General features: G+C 68.7%; 20 protein-coding genes. 10 read left to right on the top strand and 10 right to left on the bottom strand.

From position 1 onward, the window contains the following. Nucleotides 1-94 precede the first annotated feature (94 nt). Together B0F77_RS13065 and B0F77_RS13060 are read right to left on the bottom strand one after the other, a co-directional pair. Nucleotides 95-1,312: a sensor histidine kinase gene (locus tag B0F77_RS13065; protein ID WP_245848029.1), complete on the bottom strand. Its 1,218-nt coding sequence runs from the start codon at nucleotides 1,310-1,312 to the stop codon at nucleotides 95-97. 41 nt (nucleotides 1,313-1,353) lie between these two features. After that, on the bottom strand, nucleotides 1,354-2,022 hold the full coding sequence (locus B0F77_RS13060) for a response regulator transcription factor (protein ID WP_086663132.1): 669 nt from the start codon (nucleotides 2,020-2,022) through the stop codon (nucleotides 1,354-1,356). 80 nt (nucleotides 2,023-2,102) lie between these two features. On the opposite strand from B0F77_RS13060, the gene B0F77_RS13055 reads away from it, so the two are divergent. Together B0F77_RS13055 and B0F77_RS13050 are read left to right on the top strand one after the other, a co-directional pair. Further along, nucleotides 2,103-2,672, top strand: a complete 570-nt coding sequence (locus B0F77_RS13055) for a hypothetical protein (protein ID WP_086663131.1) — start codon at nucleotides 2,103-2,105, stop codon at nucleotides 2,670-2,672. A 43-nt stretch (nucleotides 2,673-2,715) separates the two neighbouring features. Beyond that, complete coding sequence (locus B0F77_RS13050) at nucleotides 2,716-3,168, top strand: hypothetical protein (protein WP_143466702.1); 453 nt, start codon at nucleotides 2,716-2,718, stop codon at nucleotides 3,166-3,168. Nucleotides 3,169-3,309: 141 nt separating this feature from the next. On the opposite strand, the gene B0F77_RS13045 is transcribed toward B0F77_RS13050, so the two are convergent. Both B0F77_RS13045 and B0F77_RS13040 read right to left on the bottom strand, forming a co-directional pair. After that, nucleotides 3,310-4,353: a potassium channel family protein gene (locus B0F77_RS13045; RefSeq protein WP_086663129.1), complete on the bottom strand. Its 1,044-nt coding sequence runs from the start codon at nucleotides 4,351-4,353 to the stop codon at nucleotides 3,310-3,312. Then, on the bottom strand, nucleotides 4,350-5,774 hold the full coding sequence (locus B0F77_RS13040) for a M20/M25/M40 family metallo-hydrolase (protein WP_245848027.1): 1,425 nt from the start codon (nucleotides 5,772-5,774) through the stop codon (nucleotides 4,350-4,352). The genes B0F77_RS13045 and B0F77_RS13040 overlap by 4 nt, the downstream gene beginning before the upstream one ends. Before the next feature lie 62 nt (nucleotides 5,775-5,836). Here B0F77_RS13040 and B0F77_RS13035 point away from each other — a divergent pair, with 62 nt between their 5' ends. Next, complete coding sequence (locus B0F77_RS13035) at nucleotides 5,837-6,217, top strand: DoxX family protein (RefSeq protein ID WP_211293765.1); 381 nt, start codon at nucleotides 5,837-5,839, stop codon at nucleotides 6,215-6,217. 67 nt (nucleotides 6,218-6,284) lie between these two features. Further along, nucleotides 6,285-6,821: a hypothetical protein gene (locus B0F77_RS13030; RefSeq protein ID WP_086663126.1), complete on the top strand. Its 537-nt coding sequence runs from the start codon at nucleotides 6,285-6,287 to the stop codon at nucleotides 6,819-6,821. A 1-nt stretch (nucleotide 6,822) separates the two neighbouring features. Here the strand turns inward: B0F77_RS13030 and B0F77_RS13025 are convergent, their stop codons facing one another. Both B0F77_RS13025 and B0F77_RS13020 read right to left on the bottom strand, forming a co-directional pair. Then, nucleotides 6,823-10,182, bottom strand: a complete 3,360-nt coding sequence (locus tag B0F77_RS13025; protein WP_086663125.1) for an ATP-dependent helicase — start codon at nucleotides 10,180-10,182, stop codon at nucleotides 6,823-6,825. A 98-nt stretch (nucleotides 10,183-10,280) separates the two neighbouring features. After that, nucleotides 10,281-13,418, bottom strand: a complete 3,138-nt coding sequence (locus B0F77_RS13020; protein WP_086663124.1) for an ATP-dependent helicase — start codon at nucleotides 13,416-13,418, stop codon at nucleotides 10,281-10,283. A gap of 201 nt (nucleotides 13,419-13,619) precedes the next feature. On the opposite strand from B0F77_RS13020, the gene B0F77_RS13015 reads away from it, so the two are divergent. Further along, nucleotides 13,620-14,567 carry a chitinase gene (locus B0F77_RS13015; protein WP_086663123.1) on the top strand — a complete coding sequence of 316 codons (948 nt, stop codon included), beginning with the start codon at nucleotides 13,620-13,622 and terminating at the stop codon, nucleotides 14,565-14,567. A 46-nt stretch (nucleotides 14,568-14,613) separates the two neighbouring features. On the opposite strand, the gene B0F77_RS13010 is transcribed toward B0F77_RS13015, so the two are convergent. Both B0F77_RS13010 and B0F77_RS13005 read right to left on the bottom strand, forming a co-directional pair. Beyond that, entirely contained in the window at nucleotides 14,614-16,617 is a 2,004-nt protein-coding gene (locus B0F77_RS13010) for a putative bifunctional diguanylate cyclase/phosphodiesterase (protein WP_245848024.1), read from the bottom strand. Nucleotides 16,618-16,836: 219 nt separating this feature from the next. Continuing rightward, on the bottom strand, nucleotides 16,837-17,652 hold the full coding sequence (locus B0F77_RS13005) for an SAM-dependent methyltransferase (protein WP_086663141.1): 816 nt from the start codon (nucleotides 17,650-17,652) through the stop codon (nucleotides 16,837-16,839). A gap of 162 nt (nucleotides 17,653-17,814) precedes the next feature. Here B0F77_RS13005 and B0F77_RS13000 point away from each other — a divergent pair, with 162 nt between their 5' ends. Further along, nucleotides 17,815-19,128, top strand: a complete 1,314-nt coding sequence (locus B0F77_RS13000; protein ID WP_086663140.1) for a cytochrome P450 — start codon at nucleotides 17,815-17,817, stop codon at nucleotides 19,126-19,128. Nucleotides 19,129-19,144: 16 nt separating this feature from the next. Then, on the top strand, nucleotides 19,145-20,143 hold the full coding sequence (locus B0F77_RS12995; protein ID WP_086663121.1) for an alpha/beta hydrolase: 999 nt from the start codon (nucleotides 19,145-19,147) through the stop codon (nucleotides 20,141-20,143). A 56-nt stretch (nucleotides 20,144-20,199) separates the two neighbouring features. Here the strand turns inward: B0F77_RS12995 and B0F77_RS12990 are convergent, their stop codons facing one another. Together B0F77_RS12990 and B0F77_RS12985 are read right to left on the bottom strand one after the other, a co-directional pair. Continuing rightward, nucleotides 20,200-22,287, bottom strand: coding sequence for a putative bifunctional diguanylate cyclase/phosphodiesterase (locus B0F77_RS12990; RefSeq protein ID WP_086663120.1), 2,088 nt, complete (start codon nucleotides 22,285-22,287; stop codon nucleotides 20,200-20,202). Between the two features lie 102 nt (nucleotides 22,288-22,389). Then, a complete protein-coding gene (locus tag B0F77_RS12985) occupies nucleotides 22,390-23,208 on the bottom strand; it encodes an SAM-dependent methyltransferase (RefSeq protein ID WP_086663119.1) in 819 nt (272 codons plus the stop codon). Between the two features lie 180 nt (nucleotides 23,209-23,388). Here B0F77_RS12985 and B0F77_RS12980 point away from each other — a divergent pair, with 180 nt between their 5' ends. The 3 genes from B0F77_RS12980 (at nucleotide 23,389) to B0F77_RS12970 (ending at nucleotide 26,159) form a co-directional block, all read left to right on the top strand. Beyond that, the gene (locus B0F77_RS12980; RefSeq protein WP_086663118.1) at nucleotides 23,389-24,699 is read left to right on the top strand and encodes a cytochrome P450; all 1,311 of its coding nucleotides are present in this window, start codon (nucleotides 23,389-23,391) and stop codon (nucleotides 24,697-24,699) included. A gap of 17 nt (nucleotides 24,700-24,716) precedes the next feature. Then, nucleotides 24,717-25,706: an alpha/beta hydrolase gene (locus tag B0F77_RS12975; RefSeq protein ID WP_086663117.1), complete on the top strand. Its 990-nt coding sequence runs from the start codon at nucleotides 24,717-24,719 to the stop codon at nucleotides 25,704-25,706. 135 nt (nucleotides 25,707-25,841) lie between these two features. After that, nucleotides 25,842-26,159 (top strand): MGMT family protein, encoded by a 318-nt coding sequence (locus tag B0F77_RS12970; RefSeq protein WP_086663116.1) that lies wholly within the window; start codon nucleotides 25,842-25,844, stop codon nucleotides 26,157-26,159. Nucleotides 26,160-26,250 lie beyond the last annotated feature (91 nt).

Below are 26,250 nucleotides of genomic sequence, written 5' to 3'. Positions count from 1 at the left end.
CCCCAGCCCCACCCCGAGACTGCTTCGTCCACTCAGTCCGAACCCACTGCACCACCACGTCGACGTCCACCCACCGATGGAAGCAAACGCACCCTCACCCAGGCGACTGCATTTGCGGCAACGCAACCCGAAAAACCGCCCCGCCATCAGACGGCTCACAGGTCAAATCCCCACCGTGAGCCCGAACAACCCCCCGAGCGATGGCGAGCCCCAACCCAGACCCCCCGGACCGCCGATCCCGAGCGTCATCCAACCGAACCAACCGGTCGAAAATCCGCTCCCGCTCAGCCTCCGGAACCCCAGGCCCGTTGTCGGACACGGTGAACCCGGTCAAATCCACCCGAATCCGCACGGTTCCCTGCGCACCGCTGGCCTGCCGAGCGTTGTCCACAAGATTCGCCAGCACCTGAGCCAACCGCTGCCCATCCCCAAGCACCACCACCGAAACCCCATCAGCGGCGATGTCGAAATCCGGCGCCACATACCGAGTCCGAGCAACCTCAGCCTCAGCCAGCCCCAACAGGTCGACAGCCTCCCGCTGCATTTCGTACCCGGCATCCAACTGGGCAAGAGCCAGCAGGTCGTCCACCAACCGCCCGGCCCGCCGAGCCTCCCGCACCAGCAGGAACGACATCTGATCCCGATCAGGCGAGTCGACAGGAGCCTGCACCAGAGCCTCAGCCACTGCCTGAACCCCGGTGATCGGCGTCCGCAGTTCATGAGCGGCATCCGCGACAAACCGCCGGGTCCGCTGCTCAGACCCCTCCAACGAATCCAACATCCCGTCAAAGGCAGCAGCAGTGCGCCCCAGTTCGGTATCAGTCCGGGAGGGATTCAACCGCCCACCCCGATGCCCAGCAGCAATCGCCTGAGCCAACGAGGTCATCGCATCCAAGGGCGCAAGAGCCCGCCGAACCACCCAGATCATCAACACCCCGGTGACCACGATGGCCCCGATCCCCAGCATGATCAGCAGCTTCCGCAACCGAACCTGGGCCTGCGAAATAGCCTCGGTGTCCGCATAAAAAGTGAACTTGGCCCCGCGAATCACCTGGTTCTTGCGCTGGAACGGCCCTTCCTCGGGCGCGTCCCCGAACCGGCTCCCGTTCGCCAGCTCGACCGTGACGTGCACGTTCCGCTTGGTCAGCTGCCGCACGACGTCCCGCGGCGACTGCCCGCGCATCATCATCCCCGCCGCGCGCGTCTCAGCGTCACGCAGCACCAGGTCGACGTCCTTGTTGGACTGCCCCTCGAACGTCCGGTCCACCGCGATCACCAACGCCACCAGCACCAGAAACAGCACCAGCAGCACAGAAACCGCAACCCGACGCCTCAGGGACACCGTCTTCAAACTCATTCGTCAGCCCGCAGCACATACCCCAAGCCACGGACGGTGTGCACGAGCCGTGGCCCGTGCTCCTCCAGCTTTCGACGCACGGCGGAAATGTGGACCTCGACGAGGTTCGGGTCGTAGTCCTCGTACCCCCACACGGCCGTGAGAATCTGCGTTTTGGACACCACCCGCCCACGCTGAGCCGCCAAGTACACCAGCAGCCGCAGCTCGGTCGCGGTCAGCTCGATCGCCTGGTCAGCGCGCATCACCACGCCCGCATCGGCGTCCACCACCAGGTCGCCGACCTGCACCGTCGAGGGCGTCCGGCCGAGGCGACGCAGCACCGCGGACACCCGCGCCACCAGCTCGGCCAGTACGAACGGCTTGCCCACGTAGTCGTCGGCGCCGCCGGACAGCCCGCGCAACCGGTCCGGCACGCCGTCGCGCGCGGTCAGCATGACCACGCCGGCGCCGGACGCGCGGCGGATCACCTCGAGCAGCTGGAAACCGTCACGGCCGGGCAGCATCACGTCGAGCACGACCAGGTCGGGGCGGAACCTCCCCAGGTCGGCCTCCAGCTGGCGCCCGTCCAGCCGGTGCTGCACCTCGTACCCGGACTCGCGCAACGCGGACGACACCGCGGCGCCGATCGCCTCGGCGTCCTCGATCACCAACACCCTGGCGGACACCTCACCATTCTGCTGATCATCCGGACTTCGGGCGACTCGCCTTCAGCTCACGCTCAGATTGCGCGCGCACGCTGTGCCCCATGTCGAAGAAATCAGCGTGGGCCGGCGCCATCGTCGCGGCCGTCGGGCTCACCGTCGGCGGCATCGCGGTCGCGACGGCGGCCGAAGGCCACGACAGCGCGCCGAACACGGCGTTCGCGGAACGCCACCCCGGGAAGCCGGGCCACGGCCGTCCCGACAAGGCGAAGCTGAAGGACAGCACGCTCGTCGTCGGACGGGTGAAGTCGGTCGAGACCGGCAAGCTCACGATCACCAAGGACGACGGCAGCGAGGTGTCGTTGACCACTGACGGCTCCACGAAGCTGCGCGGCGGCGACCTCGCCGGGCTCAAGGCAGACCAGCGCGTGACCGTGCGCGTGAAGGACGGCAAGGCGCTCAACGTGGCGCTGGCCAAGGCCAACGAGCGCGGCACGATCAAGGACGTCAACGGCAACAACGCCACGTTGGTGCAGGTGGACGGACTGCAGACGCCGCTCGACCTGTCGGCCGTGAGCGAGAAGCCGAAGAACGGTGACCTCGTCGCCGTGACCGGGACCGTGGCCGACGGCAAGACCATCAAGGTCGAGCAGCTACGTCAGTTGCCGAAGTAAACCTGGGCTCCACGCGGGCCGCCGCGTCTGCGAACATCGCAGTGTGGCGGTTCCGCGAAGCCCGGACAGATGGGTGTTCATCCTGCTGGTCGTCGGACTGGTCGGGATCGGGGTCGCGGTCGCGCTTTTAGTGCCCGCCAAGGTGCTCGGCGCCGCAGAACCCCCAAGACCCGTGGCCGCGACCGTCGTCGAGACCGGCGCGTGCGGCCAGGGCATGGACACCGTCGAATGGGACGCCGGCGGCCAGAAGAAGCAGGCCAAACTGGACGGTTGCGGCCACAGCAAGGGCGAGACCGTCGAGATCGTCACGACCGGCAACGACATGGTCTCCTCCGCCTCCTCGGTCCCCGCCGGCCTACCGGTCGGGCGCCGGCTCACCGCGCTGCTGCTCTGCATGGCGGCCCTGGCAGGCGGCTTCTACGCATTTCTCTTCCGCTACGCGCCTCTGCGAGCGCCGGCGGTCCTGCCCAGTCCCCGGCAGGGTTCAATTTCTTGACGCCGAACCGTTCTGCGCAGAGGTCAACGCGCCCCAATGGCTCTGAGCTGCCGTTACGCTGCCCGACCGGTTCTGTCGTCACACATTGGGAACTCGTGACCGCGGGGGCCACCTGACACCAGGTGGCCCCCAGTTCGCCGGTCACTCCTCGCCGGGAGGAGTCACCTTCTTGACGTACAGCAGCCGGTCCCCCGGCTCGATCGCGTCCGCCTCGGGAGCGTCCACCCGGTAGAGCGTCTTGCCCCGCACCACACCCAGCACTATGTCGGGCAGGTGCCGCGGCGACCCGCCGATCTCGCTCTTCTCGACGTCCCGCTCCGCGATCGCGAGACCAGCGTCCGGTGTGAGCAGGTCCTCCACCATCGCCACCACCGACGGCGTCGCCGTGGCCATGCCCAGCAGCCGACCAGCGGTCTCCGACGACACGACCACCGAGTCGGCACCGGACTGCTTCAGCAGGTGCTCGTTCTCCCGTTCCCGCACCGACGCCACGATCTGCGCCTTGGGCGCGAGCTCGCGGGCGGTCAACGTCACCAGCACGGCCGTGTCGTCCCGGTTCGGGGCAACGACGATCGCACGCGCTCGGGCCGCGCCGGCGACACGAAGCACGTCGTTGCGCGTGCCGGAACCGTGCACGGTCACGAGCCCGATGGCGGACGCGGCGTCGAGCGCCTCCTGCACGGTGTCCACGACGACGATCGAGCCGGGCTCGACACCGTCACCGAGCAGCGCCGCGACCGCCGACCGCCCCTTCGTGCCGTAGCCGACGACCACGACGTGGTCACGCACGATCCGCCTCCACTTCTGAATGCGCAACGCCTGCCGGGAGCGCTCGGTGAGAACTTCGAGTGTCGTGCCGACCAGCACGATCAGAAACAGGACGCGCAACGGCGTGATGACCAGAACGTTGATCAGCCGCGCTGACGACGACGCGGGCGTGATGTCGCCGTAGCCGGTCGTCGAGAGAGACACCGTCGCGTAGTAGAAGGAATCGAGCAGCGAGACGCCGTCCTCGTTGACGTCGCGGTAGCCGTCGCGGTCCAGGTAGACGATCAGCACCGCGAGCAGCAGCGCCCCCATCGCACCGACGACGCGTTTGAGGATCGCGCGGCCAGGGCTCTGCGCCTGGTCCGGCATCCTGATCACGCCGACGAGCGAGTGCGACGCCTCGTCAGACAAGCTCATCGAGTCAATCCCATCGCCACATCCTCTTGGGCAAGCATCCGCCACAGGTGAGCAGCCGCCTCCGCGCCTTTGAGGAGCAACGGCACCACAACGCGCTCGTTCGGCGCGTGCACGCGATCATCCGGCAAGGTCGCGCCGAGGTAGACGAGGGGCACCCCGAGCCACGCCTGCAACACCGCCGCGGGCCCCGATCCGCCGGCCCGCGCGAACCTGACCGGCTGGTCGAGCGCGAGTTCCAGCGCCTCCTTGACCGTCGCGTTGGCCGGGTCGTCCGGACTGATGGCGTACGGCGGCACGCCCTCGCCGCGGAAGCTGACCTCTGCCCGGATGCCCGCCGGCGTGTGCTTCGCGACGAACTCCTCGAGCTGGTCCTTGACCTTCGCCGGATGCTGGTCCGGCACCAGCCGGAAGCTGATCTTCGCCGTCGCGGTCGCCGGAATGATCGTCTTCAGGCCGGGGCCGGTGTAGCCGCCGCTGATCCCGTTGACCTCGGCGGTCGGCCGGACCCAGATCCGTTCGAGCGTCGTGTAGCCGGGCTCGCCGCTGACCGCCTGCGCGCCGCCTCCGTTGTGCGCCAACCACTTCTGCTCGTCGAACGGCAGCGCGGCGTAGTCCTCCCGCTCCTGCGCGGACGGTTCGCGGACGTCGTCGTAGAAGCCTTCGAGCTGAATCCGGCCGTTGTCGTCGTGCAGCGCGGCGATCAGCCTCGCCAGTGCGGTCGCGGGGTTCGGAATCGCACCGCCCGCGCGCCCGGAATGGACGTCCTCGGTGCCGCCGAAGAACGTGATCTCGCCGCCGAGAACACCCCGCTGCCCGGTGTTGACGGTGGGCGCCCCGCGTTCGTGCAACGCCGTGTCCGTGAACACCACGAGGTCGCAGTCGAGATCCCTTTTGTGGTCTTCGAGCAGTTTTCGCAGATGTGGGGAACCCGATTCCTCCTCACCCTCGATGAAGAGTTTCAGCGTGACGCTCGGCGCGCTTTGCCCGGTTGCGGCGAGATGCGCCTTGACCGCGAGCAGGTGCATAGCGACCTGCCCCTTGTCGTCGCTGGCGCCACGGCCTCTGATCTCATCGCCGCTGATCACGGGCTCGAACGGCGGATGATGCCAACGTTCGACCGGATCGACCGGCTGCACGTCGTGGTGACCGTAGACGAGCACGGTCGGCGCCTTCGGATCCGCGGCCGGCCAGCACGCGTAGACCGCGGGCAGCGCGGGTCCCTCGCCCCAGATCTGGATCTCCGGCCAGCCATCCGCACGCAGCTGGTTCGCCAGCCACTCGGCGGATCTGTGCACGTCAACGCGGTGCGCCGGGTCGACGCCGATCGACGGAATCTTGATCCACTCGCAGAGCCCGGCCACGAAGGATTCGGTCAGCGCGGCGACTGCGGCGCGTTCGGGATGATGAGAATCACCTGCCACGCTCGTGGAGAATAGGCCAGCCCCACCTCGCCTACGCGGCGTAGGCATGACAGGGTGACCGCATGGAACCGAACCGTTCCCGAGCGCGGTCGGCGATGGCATTGGCAGCACTGCTCGGTCTGGCGGGTGCGACCCACTTCACCAGGCCGAAGTTCTACGACGCGATCGTCCCCCGCTCACTGCCCGGCACCCCGAGGCAGTGGACCTATGCGTCCGGCGCAGCCGAACTCGCCGTGGCCACCGCGGTGGCCCTGCCCCGAACACGTCGCCTGGGCGGCTTGGCCGCCGCGGTGTTGTTCGTCGCCGTCTTCCCGGCGAATGTGAAAATGGCTCTGGATTTCCGCCACAAGTCGCCGAGGGCCCGAGCCCTGGCGTATGGTCGCCTGCCACTGCAGATCCCGCTCGTGGCTTGGGCCTGGAAAGTGGCCAAAGCAACTCCATGACCACCCTGGGTAATCCTTAACCAAGTATCCCGCAAACGCTGTCATTTTCCGCGCGAGCAACCCTAGGATGCGCCCTGTGCACACGCTTCTTCAGCGCGCCGCAACCGCGCTCGGCTGGGACGGAGTCGTCGTTCCCGACGTCGCCGTGCTGGGCCAGCAGGTGTCCGCGGTAGTGCGTTTGCTGCCCGACGTGCACGAGTGGAGAACTCAGAACGGCTGGCCGCCGAGAGCCGACCCGTCCTGGTTCCGCTCCTGGTTCGAGCCGGAGGCCCACGACCGCCTCCCGGTAGCCGCCGTCGAACTCGTGGGTGTCCTGGTCAGCGAGTCCACTACGGACCGCGCCCTCCAGTCGTGCGGCACCCTGCTGACCCTGGCCCCGTGCGCGGTGATGCTTCCCCGCACCGACGAGTCCCAGGCCTGGTCGTACATCGAACTCGACTACTACGGCATCGGCGTGGTGGTGGCCGACGACTCCACCGTCGACCTCATGGTGCCGCCGGAGGACCGCTCACCCGAGTTCGGTCCGTCCCTGTTCGGCCGGTGGCTGCTCGAGGTCCTCTACGAACGGGTCCTGAAGGCCTCGCACGCGCCTGCCGGAGCCTGACTCACTCCACGGACCGGATCAGGTCCTTCAGCCCCTGCTCGTCCAGCAGGTCCGCCGGCCGTTCCGTGTGATCGTGCCGCACGTAGTGGAACGCGGCCCGCACCTTCTCCAGCGGCTCCCCCATCAGCGCGGCCCAGGCCAGCCGATACGCGGCGAGCTGCACCGACAGCGCCGGCAGGGCCTCGGCGTCCGGCACCGCGCCGGTCTTCCAGTCCACGACGGTCCAGCCGTCCGGGTCGCGGTACACGGCGTCCATCCGGCCCCGCACCGAGATCCCGTCGAACTCCGCCTCGAACGGCACCTCGACGTCGTGCGGCGTCCGGTCCGCCCAGGCGCTCCGCAGGAACGCCTCCTTCAGCTTCTCCAGATCCGCGTCCGGTGCGGCGTCGGCGTCGCCCGCGCCGGGCAGTTCGTCGATGTCGAGCAGCCGGGTGGCACCGAAGCGGTTCTCCAGCCAGGTGTGGAAAGCCGTGCCGCGGCGCGCCAACGGGTTCGGCGGGAACGGCAGGGGCCGGCGCAACCGGCGGGCCAGCGCGTCCGGGTCCTTGGCCAGCTCCACCAGTTGGGAGACCGACAGGTGGTCGGGCAGCTCGACCTGTTCGCGGCGGTTCTGGGCGGCGGCGCGTTCGGCCAGCAGCACGTCGACGTCGCGGGCCCAGCCGTCCGGATCGTCCTCCTCCGGCATCTCCGGGTCGTCGGGCACCACGTCGTCGGGCAGTGGTTCGGGCTCTGGTGGGAAGTCGTCGTCCGGCGGCTCGTCGACAGGCGGCGGGTAGTCCTCCTCCTCTACGACCTCCGGCGCGACCTCCTCGAAGATCAGCGGCAACGGCTCTGGCGGAGCGTGGCGCAGGGAGTCGAGGGCGGCCAGCACCATCGTGGCGCCCTCGACCACGGCGTCCCGGCGTTTGCCCAGGGGGTCGGCGGGCCACTGGGAGGTCTTCACGTCCTCCGCGAGCGGGTTCGGGGTGTCCACGTCGGGTTCGGGAGCCCACGCGGAGATGTCGCCAGGCGGGTTGTCGCGCTGCAGGACCTCGTGCATCTCCTGCAGGAACACCGAGGGGCCCTTGGGCTTCTCGCCGGACTCCGACCACCAGTGCCCCGACATGAACAGGGTGTGCTCGGCGCGCGTCACGCCCACGTAGAAGAGCCGGCGTTCCTCGACCAGACGGCGGTCCTCGAACTCCTCGGCGTGGATGGTCAGCGCCTCGTCGACCTCCTTGCGGTTGAAGCCGGCGGACAGCTTCAACACCGGCAGGTCGGCCGAGTCACCGCGCAGCGACGCGGGGAGTTCGGTCACGGCCTTGAGCCAGCACGAGGACTTCTTGCGGCCGGGGAACACGTCGCGCACCAGGTGCGGCAGCGCGACGATCCGCCACTCCAGACCCTTGGCGGAGTGGACGGTGAGGATCTGGACGCGGTCCTCGGACACCTCGACCTCGCCGGGTTCCAGGCCGTCCTCGGCGTGTTCGGCGGTGTAGAGGTAGTCCAGCAGCGAGGGCAGGGTCGCGGACGGACTGGCCGCCGCGAAGTCCGTGACCACGTCGGAGAAGGCGTCGAGGTGCGCGCGGCCGACCATGCCCGGGCGCGACATCGACTCGATGTCCAGCAACAACGTGCGTTCGACGTCAGCCACCAGTTCGGGCAGCGGTTGGTCGAGCCTGCGCCGCAACGCCGCCAGCTCGCCGCCGAGCCGCCGGATCCGCCGGTAGCCGTCCTGCGAGTAGGCGTCCGGGTCGCCGGGATCGTCCAGCGCGTCGGCCAGACCGGCCTGTTCCGCGTGTTCGCCGGGCAGTGCGTCCGCCAGCACCAGCAGCGGATCGTCCACAACGGACTGTCGGGGTGCGACACCCGCCAGATCCCTGGCCCGTGACCACAACGCGGCCAGGTCGACGGCGGCCAGCCGCCAGCGCGAACCGGTCAGCAGCCGAGCCGCGGCTGTGCCGGCCAACGGATCCACCAGCACCCGCAGCGCCGAGACCAGGTCTCGCACCTCGGGTTCGTCCAGCAACCCGCCGAGGCCCACGACCTCGACCGGCAGCCCGCGCTCGCGCAACGCCGCCGCGATCGCCGCCATGTCCGAACGGCGGCGCACCAGCACGGCGGCGGTCGGCGGCACGCCCTCGATGTCGAGGTGCGCTTCCCACTGCGCCGCGAAGTTGTCCGCCATCCAGTCGAGCTCCTGGCGGATGTCCTCGTGCAGGGCCAGACGCACGTCACCGGGACCGGCGCCGGGCCGCGCGCGCAGTTCGTCGACCTCCAGACCGGCTTCGCGCAGCGGCAACGACACGGCGTTCGCCAGCTCCAGAACCTCCGGCGGATTGCGGAAACTGGTCAGCAGCCCGAACTTCCTGGTCGGCGGGAAGTCTTCGGCGAAGCGCGGCAGGTTCGCCGCGGACGCCCCACGCCAGCCGTAGATCGCCTGCGCCGGGTCGCCCACCGACGTCACGGGCATCGGCTCGCCGTCGCCGAACAACGACCGCAACAGCACGCGCTGCGCGTGTCCGGTGTCCTGGTACTCGTCCAGCAGAACGGCGCCATAGCGTTCGCGCTCGCCGGACGACACCTCGGGGAACGCGGCGAGCTGCGCGGCCAGTGACATCTGGTCCGCGAAGTCCAGCGCGGCTTCCTTGCGCTTGCGCTGCTGGTACGCCTCCAGCAACGGCAGCAGAGCGACCCGCAACCGTTGTGCTGCAACGACTTCGCGCAACTTTTCCGGCAACGCGTCGCGCTGCCGGGGCGCCTTCGGAGCGTTCTCGATCAACGCGCACAGCTCGGTGGCGTGCGCTTCCAACGCCTCCGGCGTCACCAGGTGCTCGCCCAGTTCGCCGGCCAGCGACAGCAGGTAGCCGGTGACCGTGGCGGGCACCTTGTCCGTGTCCAGATCCTTCGCCCACGTCGACACCACGCGGTGCGCGAGCTGCCACGACGCCGTCTGGGTCAGCAGCCGCACGCCCGGCTCGACCGGGAGCCGCAGGCCGTGCTCGGTCACCAGCCGCCCGGCGTACGCGTGGTACGTCAGCACCACGGGTTCACCGGTCAGCACGGCCATCTTGCGCTCGCCGCTCGGGTCCAGCTCGTCCAGCAGGGACGATCCGCCGAGCCGGCGCAACCGCGCCCGCACGCGATCCGCGAGCTGACGTGCCGCCTTGCGCGTGAACGTCAGGCCCAGCACCCGGTCCGGCAGCACCAGACCGTTCGCCACCAGCCACACCACGCGCGCGGCCATGGTCTCGGTCTTGCCGGCGCCGGCTCCCGCCACGACCAGCGCGGGTTGAGCGGGTGCGGCGATCACCTCGGCCTGCTCGGGGGTCGGCCTGTTCAGCCCGAGCGCCTCAGCGATCTCAAACGGGCTGACGGTCACCGGTACATCTTCCTACCCGCGCCGCGGGCGCCCGCACCACCCGGGACGGTGTGTTCGCCAACCGTTCGAAACCCAGAAACGTGCAGGTCAACGCTCACTTACTCACTCACTTGCCGCCCGGACGGGTGGACCGGGCACGTCGTGCGCGCCGGGCAACGGTCGCAGTCCGCGTTCTCCCGCGCCGTGTACAGCGGGCCCAGGACGGACTCCGCGGCACCCTGCACCACCTCCAGCCACGCCTGGACCCCCTGCTCGTCCAGCGGCGCCTGGGTGCGTTCGACCGCACCCGTCTTCTTGTCCTCCTTCGCCACGTACAGCAGCCGGGCCCCGCCGGGCTCGGTGCCGAGCCCGATGTGCGTGAAGCCGCCCAGCGACGACGCCAGCTGGTAGACGGCCAGCTGCGGATGTTCCTGCGACGCCTCGCGGGACACCGGGCTCTTGCCGGTCTTGAGGTCGATCACGACCGGACGGCCGTCCTCGTCGTGTTCGAGGCGGTCGACCCGGCCGCGCACCTGCAGCCACGGGCCGCCGTCGCGCTTCGGGACCTCGACGACCATCTCCTCCTCGACGGCCACCTGCGTGAGCTGACTGCGGCTCATGGCCAGCCACGCGAGGAACGTGTCGAGCATCTTCTCCACCCGCAGGCGTTCGCGGCGGGAGAACCACGGCGCCCCCGCGTCGACCGCCGCCCACGCCTCGTCCAGCTTCACCCGCAGCTGAGCCGAATCGGCCCCGGACGCGGCCGCCTGCGCCAGGGCGTGCACCAGCGTGCCGGTCACCGAGGCCAACTCGGCCGGGTCCTGACCGCCGTGCCGCTCGACCACCCACCGCAGCGGGCACTTCGTGATCACCTCGATGGTCGACGGCGTCACGCTGACCTTCTGGTCCTCCGTCCACAGTGGAGCATCGATGGACACCTCCGCCAAGCCGTACCAGGACTCCGGGTGCGCACCGGGCACCCCGGCCTCGGCCAGCCGCGCCAGCTGCTCGGCCGCGCGCGACCGGCGTTCGGGATCCTCCGTGTCCGAGCACACCACCCGGCGCAGCTCACCGACCAGTTCGCCCAGCACCAGACCACGCTGCGGGCGATGCAGCTTCCGTTCGTCCTCGGCGGACGACTCGATCTCGTCGAGGAACCGCGACGGCTGCTCGTCCTCCCCGCGAACCGCGCTGATCAGCAGCTTCGACCGGGCCCTGGACGCGGCCACCAGCAACAGCCGGCGTTCCTCCGCCAGGATCGGCGCGACCGCCGACACCGACGGTTCGAGCCCGGCCAGCACGTCCACCATGCGTTCGACACCCAGCACCGTGCCGCGCAGCCGCAGGTCCGGCCAGCTGCCCTCCTGCACGCCCGGCACCGCGACGACCTCCCACTCGCGACCGGCCGCCGAGTGCGCGGTCAGCACCGACACCGCCTCACCGGTCGGGGCCGCCGCCGCCAGCGTGTCGCCGACGATCCGTTGCGACTCCAGGTAGTCCGCGAAACCGGCGACGCCAGAACCCGGCAACCGGTCGACGTACTTCGCGGCCGCCTCGAACAACGCCACGATCGCGTCCAGGTCGCGGTCCGCCTGCATGCCGGGCATCCCGCGCCGGGCCGACTGCGCCACCCAGCGCTCCTGCAGACCGGTCGCCGTCCACAGGTCCCACAGCACGACCTCGACCGACTTCCCGGCCTCGATCGCCTTGCGCGCCAACGACAGCAGGTGCGCGATCCGCCGCGCGGGCAGCGACTCCGCGTCCTCCAGGGCGGCGAGCCGGTCCGAGGTCTCCACGACCTCGACCAGCAACTCGCCACTCGGCCGATCACCGCCGGCAGCCATCTCCAGCCGCCGCAGACCCCGCCGCAACCGCCGCAACGCCAACGGATCCGCGCCACCGTAGGACGACGACAACAGCATGGCCGCCGTGTCCTCGTCCAACGACCCCGGCGACGCGGCGGCCCGAACGAGAGCCAGCAACGGACGCACCGAAGGCTGCTGCGCCAACGGCAACTCGTCCGACGGCACGGCCACCGGCACACCGGCGGCGAGCAACGCCCGTTGCAACACCGGCAAGGACAACGTCGCCGACCGCACGACCACCGCCATCTGCGACCACGGCACCTCATCGGCCAGGTGCGAGCGCCGCAACTGGTCGGCCACCCACGACGCCTCCTGCGCGGACGACGCGAGCAACCGCACCTGCACGGACCCCTCGCCGTCGGCAGGCAGCACCGAACGCGTGGGAGAAGCACCCGGCAACCGGGCAGCCAGCCGTGCCACCGCGTCCCGGACCTCGGGCATCATCCGGTGCGACTGCCGCAACACCACGGTCTCGCCCGGCACGTCCCGCAGGATCTCCGGATCGGCACCGCGGAACGTGAAGATCGCCTGGTCCGGATCACCGGCCAGCACGAACCGGGCGGCACCCGACCCCAGCGAGCTGATCAACGAGTACTGCATCGGATCGAGGTGCTGCGCGTCGTCGACCAGCAGGTACCGCACCCGGCGTCGTTCGCCGAACAGCAACTCCTCGTCGTTCACGAACGCCGCATAGGCGCTCGACACGAGCTCGGCAGCGTCGTAGGCGGGCGCGTACGCCGTCGCGGAGTCCATGCCGGACAGCAGGTTCACCGCCTCGTACTGCGCCCCGAACCGGCCGGCCGCCACCCACTCGTCCCGCCCGTGTTCCTCACCGAGCTCGATCAGGTCCTCCGGCCCCAGCCCGCGTTCGGCCGCCCGCAACAGCAGATCCCGCAGCTCGTGGGCGAACCCCGGCAGCTCCAACGCCGGGCGCAACCGCTCCGGCCACTGCAGGGCGCCCAGATCGACGTCGCCGGCGAGCAGCTCGCGGACCATCGCGTCCTGATCCGGGCCCGACAGCAACCGCGGAGGCGGCTCGCCGAGCAACACGGCCTGGTTGCGCAGCACCGCGAACGCGTACGAGTGGACGGTCCGCACCAACGGCTCGCGGATCGTGGACAACCGCCCCGTCAGCAACCGCGTGATGTGCGCGCGCAACGCCACGGACGCCCGCCGGTTCGCGGTCAGCACCAGCACGTTCTCCGGGTCGGCCCCCTGCTCCAGCACGACGTGCGCCGCCAGTTCGGCCAGCAACGTCGTCTTCCCGGTGCCGGGACCGCCGAGCACCCGCAGGAATCCCTCGTGCGCGAAGACCCGCTGGGCAGCGGAGTCCCACCGGGGACGCGGGCGCGTCTCCGGCTTCCTGCGGACCAGCTGGGGTGGAAGTGCCACGACTCGATTTCACCACGCTGCACCGACAAGATCAGCGATGCCCGCCGATCGGAGCACCCGGTCTTAGCCATGAACGGCGCTACCCGGTTTTCGACTACCTTCTTGACAGATAGTGGTGGTCTAGTCCACTTTTGAACACGTTGTGAGCCCCCTCACTGCCAGCTCCGCCGCCCTGGACCGAGCAGTCTTGGAGGACTTCAGATGAAGCGGTTCCTCGTCGGCGCAGTCGCTGCCACGTGCGCGGCGATCATGCTGCCCACGACCGCGCAGGCTGCCGTCAACCCCGTGCTCGCGGCGCCCTACCTGTACCAGTGGGGCAGCCAGCCCAACCCCCAGACGGTGATGCAGCAGACGGGCATCAAGTCGTTCACCCTCGCCTTCATCCTCAGCGACGGCGGCTGCAACCCGAAGTGGGACGGCACCCGCTCGCTGACCGGGTCGGACAAGACCCTGATCAGCAACATCCGCGCGGCCGGCGGCGAGGCGGTGCCGTCGATCGGCGGCTGGTCCGGCAACAAGCTCGGCCAGAAGTGCTCCTCGGCCAGCGCGCTCGCGGGCGCCTACCAGAAGGTCATCGACGCCTACGGACTCAAGGCGATCGACATCGACATCGAGGCCCAGGAGTTCGAGAACAACACGGTCCAGGACCGCGTGCTCGGCGCGTTGAAGATCATCAAGCAGAACAACGCGGGCGTGAAGGTCGTCATCACCATGCCGACCGAGAGCACCGGCCCGAACTCGTGGGGCAAGCGCCTGATCACCCGCGCCAAGGAGCTCGGCGCGCCGATCGACACGTTCGCGGTCATGCCGTTCGACTTCGGCAGCGGCGGTGACATGGCCGCGAAGACCAAGAGCGCGGTCGACGGGCTGAAGAACCACGTCAAGGCCACGTTCGGGCTCTCGGACGACGCGGCGTACCGGCGCAGCGGCCTGTCGTCGATGAACGGCAAGACCGACACCGGCGAGACCGTCACCCCGCAGAACTTCCGCGACATCGTGACGTGGGCCAACTCGAAGCACCTGTCCCGCGTCTCGTTCTGGGCGGTCAACCGGGACAAGGGCAACTGCGGGGCGATGAGCGACTCGTGCTCCGGGATCAACCAGCAGACCTACGAGTTCACCAAGGCGCTGGCGAAGTTCACTGGTTAGCGACGAGCTCCTCCGGTGGCCGGACGTGACCCCGACCCCCGTCCGGTCACCGGGGTTCCAGCTCCTGCAGGAACTCCCCCGGCGTGCGCGGCACGCCGAAGTGGTCGCCGGTGGCGAAGTCCGCGCCGGCGTCACGCCACCACGAAGCCTGTTCCGCGCTGGAGATCCCGGCGACCGCGACCGCCACCCCGCGCTCGCGCACCAGCGGCAGCAACGCCGCCACGTACGGAGATCTCGTCTCCACCAGCCCGCGCGCCACCCGCACCGCCTGGACCGGCAGCTCCGACGCGAGCTGACCGAAGTCCAACGGCCCGAGGCCGAAGTCGTCGATCGCCGTCTGCACGCCCATGCGCGCGAGCACCGTGAGGTTGTCGGCGGCGTCGACCATCGGCAACACCCCACCGGGCATGCTGATCATCAGCCGGTCGGACGCCAGCCCGGTCTGGTCGAGCACCCGCACCACCCGCGAGACCAGGTCGGCGTCGGCCGACTGGTGCGCGGTGAGCCGCACGGCCATCGTCCGGTCGAGCTGCCCGCGCTGCCGCCACCACACCGACTGACCGCCGGCGACCCGCAGCAGCCATTCGCCGAGCGGCAGCACCAGCCCGGTCGCCTCGGCCAGCCCCGCGCACCGGTTGTGGTCGAGCACGCCGAACTCCGGCCGGTCCCAGTGCAACTCCGCCTCGACACCGCTCACCGCACCGCTCGCCAGGTCGACGACCGGCCGGTACCGCACGGTGATCTCGCCGTTCTCCCACGCGGCCGGCATGGCCACGGCCAGCGCGTCGTCCCGGCGGTCCTCGGCGTCCTGGCCGGGATGGAACAGCTCCCACTGCCCGCGCCCGCCCTTCTTGGCCCTGCGCAACGCCCGTTCCGCCGCACGCAGCACGTCGGCGGGTTCCTCGTCACCGCCCGGCCGGTGCACGACGCCCGCGCTCACCGACACCGCCAGCCCGTGACCGTCCACAAAGGTCGGTTCGAGCAGCAGCTCGTCGTTGATGCTCCTCATGATCGTTCCGATGCCGGGCGTGTCCGCCGTGTTCTCCACGAGCACGCCGAACTCGTCGCCGCCGAGGCGGGCGATCATGGCCTTCTCGCTCGCCAGCAACACCTTCAGCCGCTGCGTGACGTGCTGGAGCATCCGCTCGGCGACCCGGCCGCCGAGCGTGTCGCACAGCATGCCGAACGCGTCGACGTCCAGATGGAAGACCGTGACGCCGTGCTCGGGATCCGCCTTGCGCAGCGCGGTCTCCAGCTGCGTGGTGAAGAACTGGCGGTTCGGCAGCCCGGTCAGCACGTCGTGCAGCGACTGCCGCTTCAGCTCGTTCTGCAGCAGCTCCAGCTCGGTGCCGTCCTCGACCACCACGACGAAGTGGCTGCGCTCGTCGTCGGCGCCGCGCAGCAACGACGCGGTCAGCGACAACCGCGCCACCTCACCGTCCTTGCGTACCATCCGCTGCGACTGCCTGATCCGCTCCGCGGTGCCGCCGACCAGCTCGTCCATCGCCTTGCGCAGCATCTCGCCGAAGCCGGGAGCGATGAGGTCGAGCAGCGGCATCCCGACGAGCTCTTCCTGGGCGTGCCCGAGGATGTCGCTGATCGCCGCGTTCGTCCTCAGCAGCCTGCCTTCGAGGTCCACGATCAGCACACCGTTGGTGGACGACGTGACCACCTCGTTGAAGCGCGCCTCGCTCTCCTTGAGGTTCCAGTTCGCGTCGCGCACGGCCTTGAGCAGGGACCGCTGCATGCTCTCCTGCTGCGCGAGCACGGACTCGGCGTTCGCGGCGGTGAAACCCGTTCCGAGCGCGCCGATCGCGAGCGCGACCCGGACCGCGTGCCGCTCGACCGGCTGGAACTCCGGCAGGGCGAGCAGCCCCTTGCCGAGGACCTCCGCGGAGCAGCGCAGCCCTTGTCCGCCGAGGTGTCCCAGTGCCGAAAGTTCCGCGCCGACGCGCTCGATCGGAGCGCCGGCGAACGGTTCTCGGTGCAGCATCTCGCACAACTCGTCGAGCAGGCCGCTCAGTTTCCCGTCGAGATCTTCCCGACCCATTGGAATCGCTGATGTGCCGTGCAGTCGATACGACCACTTCCGCGCAAGCGTCAACCGCGCCCGGACATTGTCCTCGGGCGACGGCGTGCTGTCTGGTATTCGACTCGGGTTGGGCATTAACGCTGCCTCACCATGGGCTCAGATTGCCCGGCAGTTTACCCACTCGCAGTGGGTTCCTTTTGCGCCGGCCGCGTGAATCAGCGTCGCTCGATGGAGTTTCTACGGTTTACGAGCGACGCCGGCGTACGCGAGCCTGTTCACTGCCGGATCGGCGGAGATGTCGCCAGGCCCGGAGGTCCGCCATTCGGCGTAGGTGACGAGTCCCGGCTCGAGCAGCTCGAAATCGCCGAAGAAGGCGGCGATCTGATCCCGGCCGAGTGGACTGGCCTGGTCTCCGCCCGCCTGGTTCACTCGCTCGACCGCGGCGGTGATGCGTTCGTCGCCATGATCGTCGGCGAAGTGCGTGATCGCCAGGTAGCTCCCGCTGGGCAACGCCTCGCGGTAGCGCTTCAGCAGACTCCACGGGTCAGCCTCGGTGGGTACCCAGTGCAGCATGAACAGCATCAGCAGGCCGATCGGCTGGTCGAAGTCGAGCAGCCGGTGCACCTCGCCGTTGTTCAGGATGCTTTCCGGTTCACGCAGATCAGCCTGTAGCACGCCGGTGCGGTTGTTGTCCGCGAGGATCAGTTCACTGTGTGCGACGGCCACGGGATCACGATCGACGTACATGACCCGGCACTCGGGATCCAGCGCCTGCACGACCTCGTGCACGTTGGCCACGGTCGGGATGCCCGAGCCGATGTCCAGGAACTGACGCACTCCCTCGTCGACCATGGCCCGCACCGCGCGGCCGAGGAACGCCCGGTTGACCCTGGCAGCACTGCGCGCGTGTGGCAGCACCTGCTCGATCTTGTCGCCCATCTCGCGGTCCACCGCGAAGTTGTGCGCACCCCCGAGCAGGTAGTCGTACATCCGTGCCGCACTCGGGACGGAGACGTCCACGCTCTGCGGAACCCAGCTCTGCTCGTCGGGCACGACGATCACCTCTTCAGGTTGCGGGCGCACAAGCTTAGTCAGCCACCCAGTGCACTGGATTCGGCCGCTGGTGTGAACGCAAGCCACCCGATCGGGCACTGTCACTCTGGGCCGAACGACTCCTATGGTTGTCCATCTCTTTCCACGTCGCGAGGAGCGATGATGTCCGTCCCGGTGGCGCCCGGCAGGCTGCCATTTCTCGGGCACACACTGCCGTTATTGCGGAAACGATTCGAGTTCACCTCGAATTTACGAGCTCAGGGCGATCTCGTCGAAGTCTATCTCGGTCCGATGCGAACCTTTTTCGTGACCAGCCCCCAGTTGATGCACCAGGTGCTGGTGACCGACGCACCCAAGTTCCACAAAGGACGAATTTTCGACAAGCTCCGCCCGTTCCTCGGCAACGGGCTCGCGATGTCGACCGGATCCTTCCACCTGCGGCAGCGCCGGATGCTGCAGCCGGCGTTCCACCGCGATCGGATCGCGGGTTACGCGAACACCATGGTCCGCGCGACGCGCGAACTGGTGGAGGGGTGGCGGCCGGCCGAGGTGCGGCGGGTCGAGCAGGACATGCAGGGCCTCGCCGTCACGATCGTCGGCGAGTCGCTGTTCTCCACCGAGATCGGCAAACGAGCGATCGACGAGGCCCGCCGGTCGGTCTTCGTGATCGTCAAGAACGGAACCGTGCGCGCGCTCGCACCGGGGTTCTTCGAGAAGCTGCCGATCCCGGCCAACCGCGAGTTCGACGCGGCCATCGCCCGGATGAGCGCGATCGTGCGCGAGGTCATCGTCGGCTGGCGTGCCGACGGCGCCGACCAGGGCGACGTGCTGTCGATGCTGATGCTGGCCAGGGACACCGAAACCGGCGAGCCGATGACCGACCAGCAGGTCTTCGACGAGGTCATCACCCTGCTGACCGCGGGGATCGAGACCACCGCGCTGGCACTGGCGTGGATCTTCCACGAGATCGCCGCGAATCCTGAGATCGAACAGCGGGTGCTGACCGAGATCGACGAGGTGCTGGCAGGACGACCGGTGACGTTCGACGACGTGCCGAAGCTGACCTACCTCGGCCAGGTCGCGAACGAGGTGCTGCGGAAGTACTCGCTCTGGCTCCTCATGCGCCGCGCCGCCGAGGAGGTCGTTCTCGGTGGCGTCCTCCTGCGGCCCGGCACCGAGGTGATCCTCAGCCCGCACGCGATGCACCACGACCCCGCGAACTTCACCGACCCCGACCGCTTCGACCCGGACCGCTGGACCCCCGACCGCGTCCGGCAGCTGCCGAAGGGTGCGTTCGTCCCGTTCGGCGGCGGCGTCCACCAGTGCATCGGAAACCACTTCGCCCTGACCGAGATCGTCATCGCGGTGGCGACCATCTGCCCTCGCTACCGGCTGGTCCCCGTCCAGCAGGTGCGCACCAGGTTCACCAATGCCCTCTACCCCATCGGCCTCATGATGAAGGCCGTTCCACGCTAGTTGGAGGTTGTCCCCGATGCGTCTCCGTCGGCTTTGTGCCGCCGCATTGCTCGCATTGCTCGTCCCCGTACCCACTCCGGCGAACGCGGTCCAGACCAGCTGTCAGGACGTGTACACGCCGGTGCAGTTCGGGCTCACCCAGCAGACCATGTACGGCAAGTTGTGCGTGCCGCAGGGCGCCACCACGGTCCAGGTCCTCGTTCCCGGTGGCACGTACAACAGTTCGTACTGGGACATCCCGCTCGATCCCGAGACCCGCTCAGCGCGGCTGGCGATGAACAACGCCGGCATCGCCACCATGACGGTGGACCGGATCGGCACCGGCAAGAGCAGCAAACCGCTGAGCGTGCTGGTCACCGCTACGAGCCAGGCCGAAGCCGTGCACCACGTGATCCAGAGCCTGCGCCCCCGATTCCAGAAGGTTCTGGTCGGCGGCCACTCCGTCGGCTCGGGGATCGCGGTCGCCGAGGCGGGCACGTACCACGACGTCGACGGCGTGCTGATCACCGGCCTGGCCAACCAGTGGGACTACACCAGGGTGGTTCCCGTCGCGGCCAGCCTGATCCCGGTCACGCTCGACCCGCGGCTGAGCAGGCTGGGCCTGGATCCGGGCTACGTGACCACGATGCCGAACACCCGCTACGACTCGTTCCACAAGCCCGGCCCGTTGAACGCCGCCGTGATGGACTTCGAAGAGGCCACGAAGGACGTCGCTTCGGCGGGTGAGGCCGTCACCACCATCCTCATGAACAGTGTCGTGATCCCGTCCAGCCGCACCATCACCGCACCGGTGATGTCGGTCCAGTCGACCGCGGACTTCTTCTGCGGCACGCCGCCGCTTGGTGCCGACTGCTCGTCGACCGAGGCGCTGATCGCGTCCGAGCGGCCCTTCTTCCCGCAGGCGCCGCGGTTGGACGCGTTCATCCTCAGCGGCTACGGCCACTGCTTCAACTACGCGACCAAGGATGCGCAGGAATACCACGCGGCGGTCGTCGCGTGGCAGCGCGGCATCTAGCGCCACGGTCACGCGGGGGCCTCCCGTCCTCTCCCGGAGTACGAAAGGTCCCCGCCCTAGTCCCGCAGGTTCCTGAGGAACTCGCCCGCGTCGAGGGGCGAACCGAAGTGGGCGCCGATCGCGAGATCGGCGCCCGCTTCCGTCCACCACTTCGCCTGCTCGGCCGTCTCGATGCCGTCGACGCAGAGGTTCACGCCCAGGTCGTGCACAGCCTCGACCAACGTGGCGGAGCGCGGGTCCTGACGCCGCACAAGGTCCTTCGGCACCGCCACGGACACGATGGGCAGCTCCGAGAGCCAGGCCAGGTCGCGCGGCCCGAGGCCGAAGTCGTCGAGCGCGATCCGGATGCCCGTGTCCGCCAGCGTGCTCAGGTTCTCCGCCGCACCCGCCACGTTCAACACGTTGACCGGCATGGTCAACGTCAGCCGCTCTGGCGGCATCCCGGTCTCCTGGATCACCTTCGCGACGCGGGACACCAGGTCCGCGTCGGTCGACTGGTGCCGGGTCAGCCGGACGCCGAACTGCGTGTCGAGCTCACCGCGCTGGCGCCACCACTGGGCCTGGCCGGCGGCGATCCTGATCAGCCACTCGCCCATCGGCAGGATCAGGCCCGTCGAATCGGCGAGCGCGGCACAGCGGTCCGAGAGGTCCCAGTGCAGCACCGCCTCGACGCCCGCCAGCTCACCGGTCGCGAGCACGCGGACGGGCTGGTAGGTCACGCCGATGTCGCCCTGCTCCCACGCTCCTGGCATCACCACGGCCAGCGCGGCGTCGCGCCGGTCCGCGGCGTCCTGGTTGCCGTGGAACAACTCCCACTGGCCGCGCTGGTCCTTCTTGGCCTGCCGCAACGCCAGGTCCGCCATGCGCAGCAGTTCGGTCGGCTCGACGTCGGGTGAGGGCTGGTGCACCACACCGGCGCTCACCGAGACCGAGAGCCCGTGGTCGTCCACGAAGATCGGTTCGGCCAGGTCGGTGTTGATGGTCGCCATCATCGTCGCGATGTTGGGCGTGGTCGCGGAGTTCTCCACGACGATGCCGAACTCGTCGCCGTCGAACCGCGCGACCATCGCTCGTTCGCGGGAGGTCAACGCTCGCAACCGGCGCGCCACGTGCTGCATCAGCCTCTCGCCGACGTGGCCACCGAGGCTGTTGCACACCAGGCCGAACGCGTCGAGGTCGAGGTGGAACACGGTGATGCCGAGCGCGGGGTCGGCGCGGCGCAGCACGGTTTCCAGGTGGGTCGTGAAGAACTGCCGGTTGGGCAGGCCGGTCAGCACGTCGTGCAGCGACTGCCTGCGCAGTTCTCCTTGCAGCAGCGAGAGTTCCGTGTCGTCGTCGACGACCACGAGGACGTGGCTCGCCTTGTCGTCGCCGTCGCGCAGCAGGGACGCGGTGAGCGTCACCTTGGCCAGGTCGTCCTCACCGCGCAGCAACTGCATCGGTTCCCGCTCGAAGTCGTCGCGCTCGCCGAGCACCTTCTCCATCATCTCGCGGAACGCCACGATCGAGTTCGGCGCGATGAGCTCCATCAGCCGGATGCCCTGCTCCGGCCGGCGACCGATGATCTCGCCGATCGCGTCGTTGGCCCACACCACCTTGCCGTCGAGCCCGACGATCAGGATGCCGTTCGTCGACGAGGTGGCGATGCCCGCGAACTTGGCCTCGCTCTGCCGCTGGTCCCACTGCGCGTCGCGGGCAGCCTTGAGCAACGAGCGTTGCATGCTCTCCTGCTGGTCCAGGATCGAGCGACCGCGAGCCACGCTGAAACCGCACGTCAGCGCACCGATTCCGCCGACGACACGAACCGTGAGCTGGTCGATCGAGCGGAACTCCTCCAGTGCCAGCAGGCCTTTGCCGAGCACGTCGACGGTACGTTTGAGCCCAGGCTCGTTCACGTAGCCCAGAGCTACGAGTCGCTCGCCCACCTCCTCGAACGGAGCGGGGTCGAACGGCTCGCTGTGCAATGCCGCGCACAACGCGTCGAGCTGGCCGCCCAGTTCGGCGTCCAGCTCGTCTCTGTTCAGCGCGACTACGACGACGCTGCTGAGCAGGTAGCTCCACTTGCGCGCCAAGGCTTCTCGCGCGCGGACGGCGGCGGTGTCCGGAGGTGGAGCGGCATCGGGTCTTCGGCTCGGATTCGTCATTCCCGTTGCCCTGTATGGGTTGGAGAGTGTCCGGCAGTTTACCTACCGGCAGTCGGTGCCCGTTGCGCCAACAGTGTGATCCTTTGACACTACAGGGTGGTTTCAGTCCTTACGACCGACGCCAGCGTACAAGAACATGTTCATGGACGCCTCGTCCGCGAAGTCCCCAGGTCCGTCCGGGCGCCACTCACCACACCCGACCAGGCCCGGCTCCACCAGTTCGAAACCCTCGAACAGCGCGCTGACCTGCTCGTGCGTGCGCATGTGCATCTGGTCGGCGCTCTTGCTGCGGTTCACCACCTCGGCGGCCTGGTCGACGCTCTCGTCGATCTGGTCCTTGGCGACGTGCGTCATCACGAGGAAGCTGCCGGCGGGCAGCGCGTCGCGGTAGTGGGCGACGAGCTTCTCCGGACTGTCCTCGTCCGGCACCCAATGCAGCATGAGCAGCATCAACAGGCCGATCGGCTCGTCGGAGCGCAACAGGCGCGCCACCTCGGGCGACGACAGCACGGCCTCCGGCTCGCGCATGTCGGCCTGCACAATTGCAGCATTTTCGTTGTCAGCCAGCATCAGTTGGCTGTGTGCAACGGCAACGGGGTCCTTGTCGACGTACACGATTCGTGCGGCGAGGTCGCGGTTCTGCGCCACCTGGTGCACGTTCATGACGGTCGGGATACCGGAACCGATGTCCAGGAACTGACGAATTCCCTGGTCCATCAGGAAGTTCACCGCGCGGCCGAGGAACCGCCGGTTGAGCCGGGCGACGCTGGGCAGCCCCGGCACGAGCTTCTCGATCTGGGTACCGACCTGCCGGTCGGCGGCGAAGTTGTGGGCGCCGCCGAGAATGTAGTCGTAGACGCGGGCCATGCTCGGCACGTTCGTGTCGATGCCGAGCGGCACCCAGTCCTGGGTCTCTGCCACGGGAGAACACCTCTTCGGTTCGTGGCGTTCGGGGGAAGACGCACGAGCTTAGTCACCCGAGCGGCTAACGCGCTGAACCATCAGAGTGACTCGGAACCACCCGTTCAGGCACTGTCGTCTTCCCCCAAACGGCTCCTAGGGTGGTCCGTCCCCATTCGGCCCAACTCCCCAGGAGCCCGAATGCCCGTCCCGGTGGCCCCCCGCCGCTGGCCGTTACTCGGGCACACCCCGGCGATGCTCACCCAGCGCGCCAAGTTCACCGACGCGCTGCACGAGCACGGCGACGTGGTGCGCCTGGACCTCGGTCCACTGCACGCGTATTTCGTCTCAGATCCCGCGCTGACCCACGAAGTGCTGGTGACGCAGGGGTCGAAGTTCCGCAAGGGCGCGATGTTCGACAAGTTCCAGCCCTACCTGGGGACCGGACTGCTGCTGTCGAACGGCGAGTACCACCTGCGACAGCGCCGGATGATGCAGCCGGCGTTCCATCGGGAACGGATTGAAGCGTATGCCTCGACGATGGCTCGTGCTGCTGCTTCGCTGGCTGCGCGCTGGCGACCAGGCGAGATCCGCACCATCGAGAACGACATGCAGGAGCTCGCGGTCACCATCGTCGGTGAGGCGCTCTTCTCGACGGAGATCGGGAAACGCGCGGTCGAGGAGGTCCGCCGGTCCATCTTCACGGTCATCCAGCAGGGCATGATCCGCGCGCTGTCGCCGTCCTTCGTCGAAAAGCTCCCGATTCCAGGCAACAGGGAATTCGACGCGGCCATCGCCCGCATGAAAGCCGTTGTGCTGCAGGTGATCGAGAGCTGGCGCGCCGACGGCACCGACCACGGCGACGTCCTCTCGATGCTCCTGCTGGCCCAGGAGGACGGCGTGGGCATGACCGACCAGCAGACCTACGACGAAGTGCTCACCCTGCTGACCGCGGGCATCGAGACCACCGCGATCGCCCTGGCCTGGGCCCTCTACGAGGTCGGGCAACACCCCGAGATCGAACACCGCTTACACGCCGAGATCGACTCCGTCGTGGGCGACCGGCCCGTGACGTTCGCCGACGTCGGCTCGTTGGTCTACACAGGACAGATAGTGCAGGAAACCCTGCGGAAGTACCCGATCTGGTTCGTGATGCGCAGAACCCTCACCGAGGTCCAGCTCGGCGACGTCACTCTCCCAGCAGGTGCCGAGGTGATCGTCAGCCCGCACGCCCTGCACCACGACGAGCGCTACTTCCCCGAACCACAGCGCTTCCACCCAGGCCGCTGGACGCCGGAGTTCGTGTCCGATCTCCCGCGAGGCGCCTTCATCCCGTTCGGCGGCGGCAACCGCCAGTGCCTGGGCAACGTCTTCGCCCAGACCGAGATCGTCATCACCCTCGCGACCATCGCCGCAAGCTGGCGCCTGGTCCCCACCCGCCAGGCGCGCGTGAAGTTCACGTCCGCCCCGTACCCCGACGGCCTGCTGATGAAAGCCGTCCCCCGCAACTAGTTGGAGGTAGTTCCCCCATGCGTTTCCGCCGGCTGTGCGCCGCGGCGCTCCTCGCCACCGGAACCCTGCTCGTCCCCCTCCCCGCCTCGGCCGCCACGACCTGCCAGGACGTCAGCTACCCCGTGCGAGTGGGCCTCACCCCGCTGGTCACCTCGCAGGAAACCCTGGCCGCCAGACTGTGCGTGCCCAGCGGCGCCACCACCGTCCAGGTCCTCATTCCCGGCGGCACCTACGACAGGTCCTACTGGGACGTGGGCTTCGAACCGTCGACCCACTCCTTCACCCGCGCGCAGAACAACGCGGGCATCGCCACCCTGGCCCTAGACCGCCTGGGCACCGGCAGAAGCTCCAAACCCCTGAGCGCCTTCGTCACCGCTTCCACCCAGGCAAGCGCCGTCCACCAGGTCATCCAGACCCTCAAACCGCGCTTCTCCAAGGTGATCGTCGCCGGCCACTCCATCGGCTCCGCGATGGCGATGATCGAAGCAGGCACCTGGCGCGACGTGGACGGCGTCCTCGTCACCGGCTTCACGCACAAGATGAACTACATCACCGTGGTTCCCGTGCTGACCAACATGATCCCGGCCGGCCTGGACGCGGGCTACCTCACCACGATGCCGGACACCCGCTACAACTCGTTCCACAAACCGGGCCCGCTGGTCCCCGAGGCCATCTCGTTCGACGAGTCCACCAAGGACGTCTTCGCCGCAACCGAAGCAGTCGACACCATCCTGCTCAACACCGTCATCATCCCGATCAGCCGCAACATCAACGTCCCGGTCCTGATCGTCGTGGGCAACGACACCCACTTCTGCAGCGAGGGCCTCCCCCTCATGGGCAGCGACTGCTCCTCCCCCGCAGCCCTGAAGGCCGACGAAGGCCAGTTCTACCCGGCCGTACCGCGCCTGGACACCTACATCCTCAACGGCTACGGCCACTCCATCAACTACGCCCCCAACGCCCCCGACTACCACTCCGTCGTTTCTGAGTGGTCGAAGACCATCTAGCTAGGTTGTCGCGGCTCAGTTGTGCTCCCGGTTGTGGATGAAGGGACCCTTCATCCACCTCAGGTCGATGAAGGGTCCCTTCATCCACGGGGCAAGCGCCAGAACCAAGCCGCGACGCGGCACTAGACTCGGGGGATGGACGAAGAGATCCACGAGCGGATCCGCGACTTCATCAAGGCCATCCCCCGCGGCCGCGTCGCCACCTACGGCGACATCTCCGATCTCGCCAAGGCACCGTCGCCACGGCTGGTCGGCCGCATCCTCAACGAGGACGGCCACGACCTGCCGTGGCAACGCGTGCTCAAGGCCGACGGCACCTGCGCCCCGCACCTGCGCGACACCCAACTCCAGCTGCTGCACGAGGAGGGCGTGCCGAACCTCGACGGCAAGGTCAACCTCCGCGAGTACCGCTGGGAAGACGCGCGCAAGGAAGAAGCCGAAGGCCTCTGGTAACCCGCTCTCCCGGCATCCTCATTCGGCTTCAGGCTGCGCTGCCCGGCGATAGAGGAGTTCGTAACGGTGTGCGCCCTTGATGAGAACCGAG

The organism is Lentzea kentuckyensis, assembly GCF_002150765.1.
Classification (GTDB): domain Bacteria; phylum Actinomycetota; class Actinomycetes; order Mycobacteriales; family Pseudonocardiaceae; genus Lentzea; species Lentzea kentuckyensis.
Note: the sequence above shows the minus strand (reverse complement) of the source record. Positions and strands in the feature narration are given on the sequence as shown.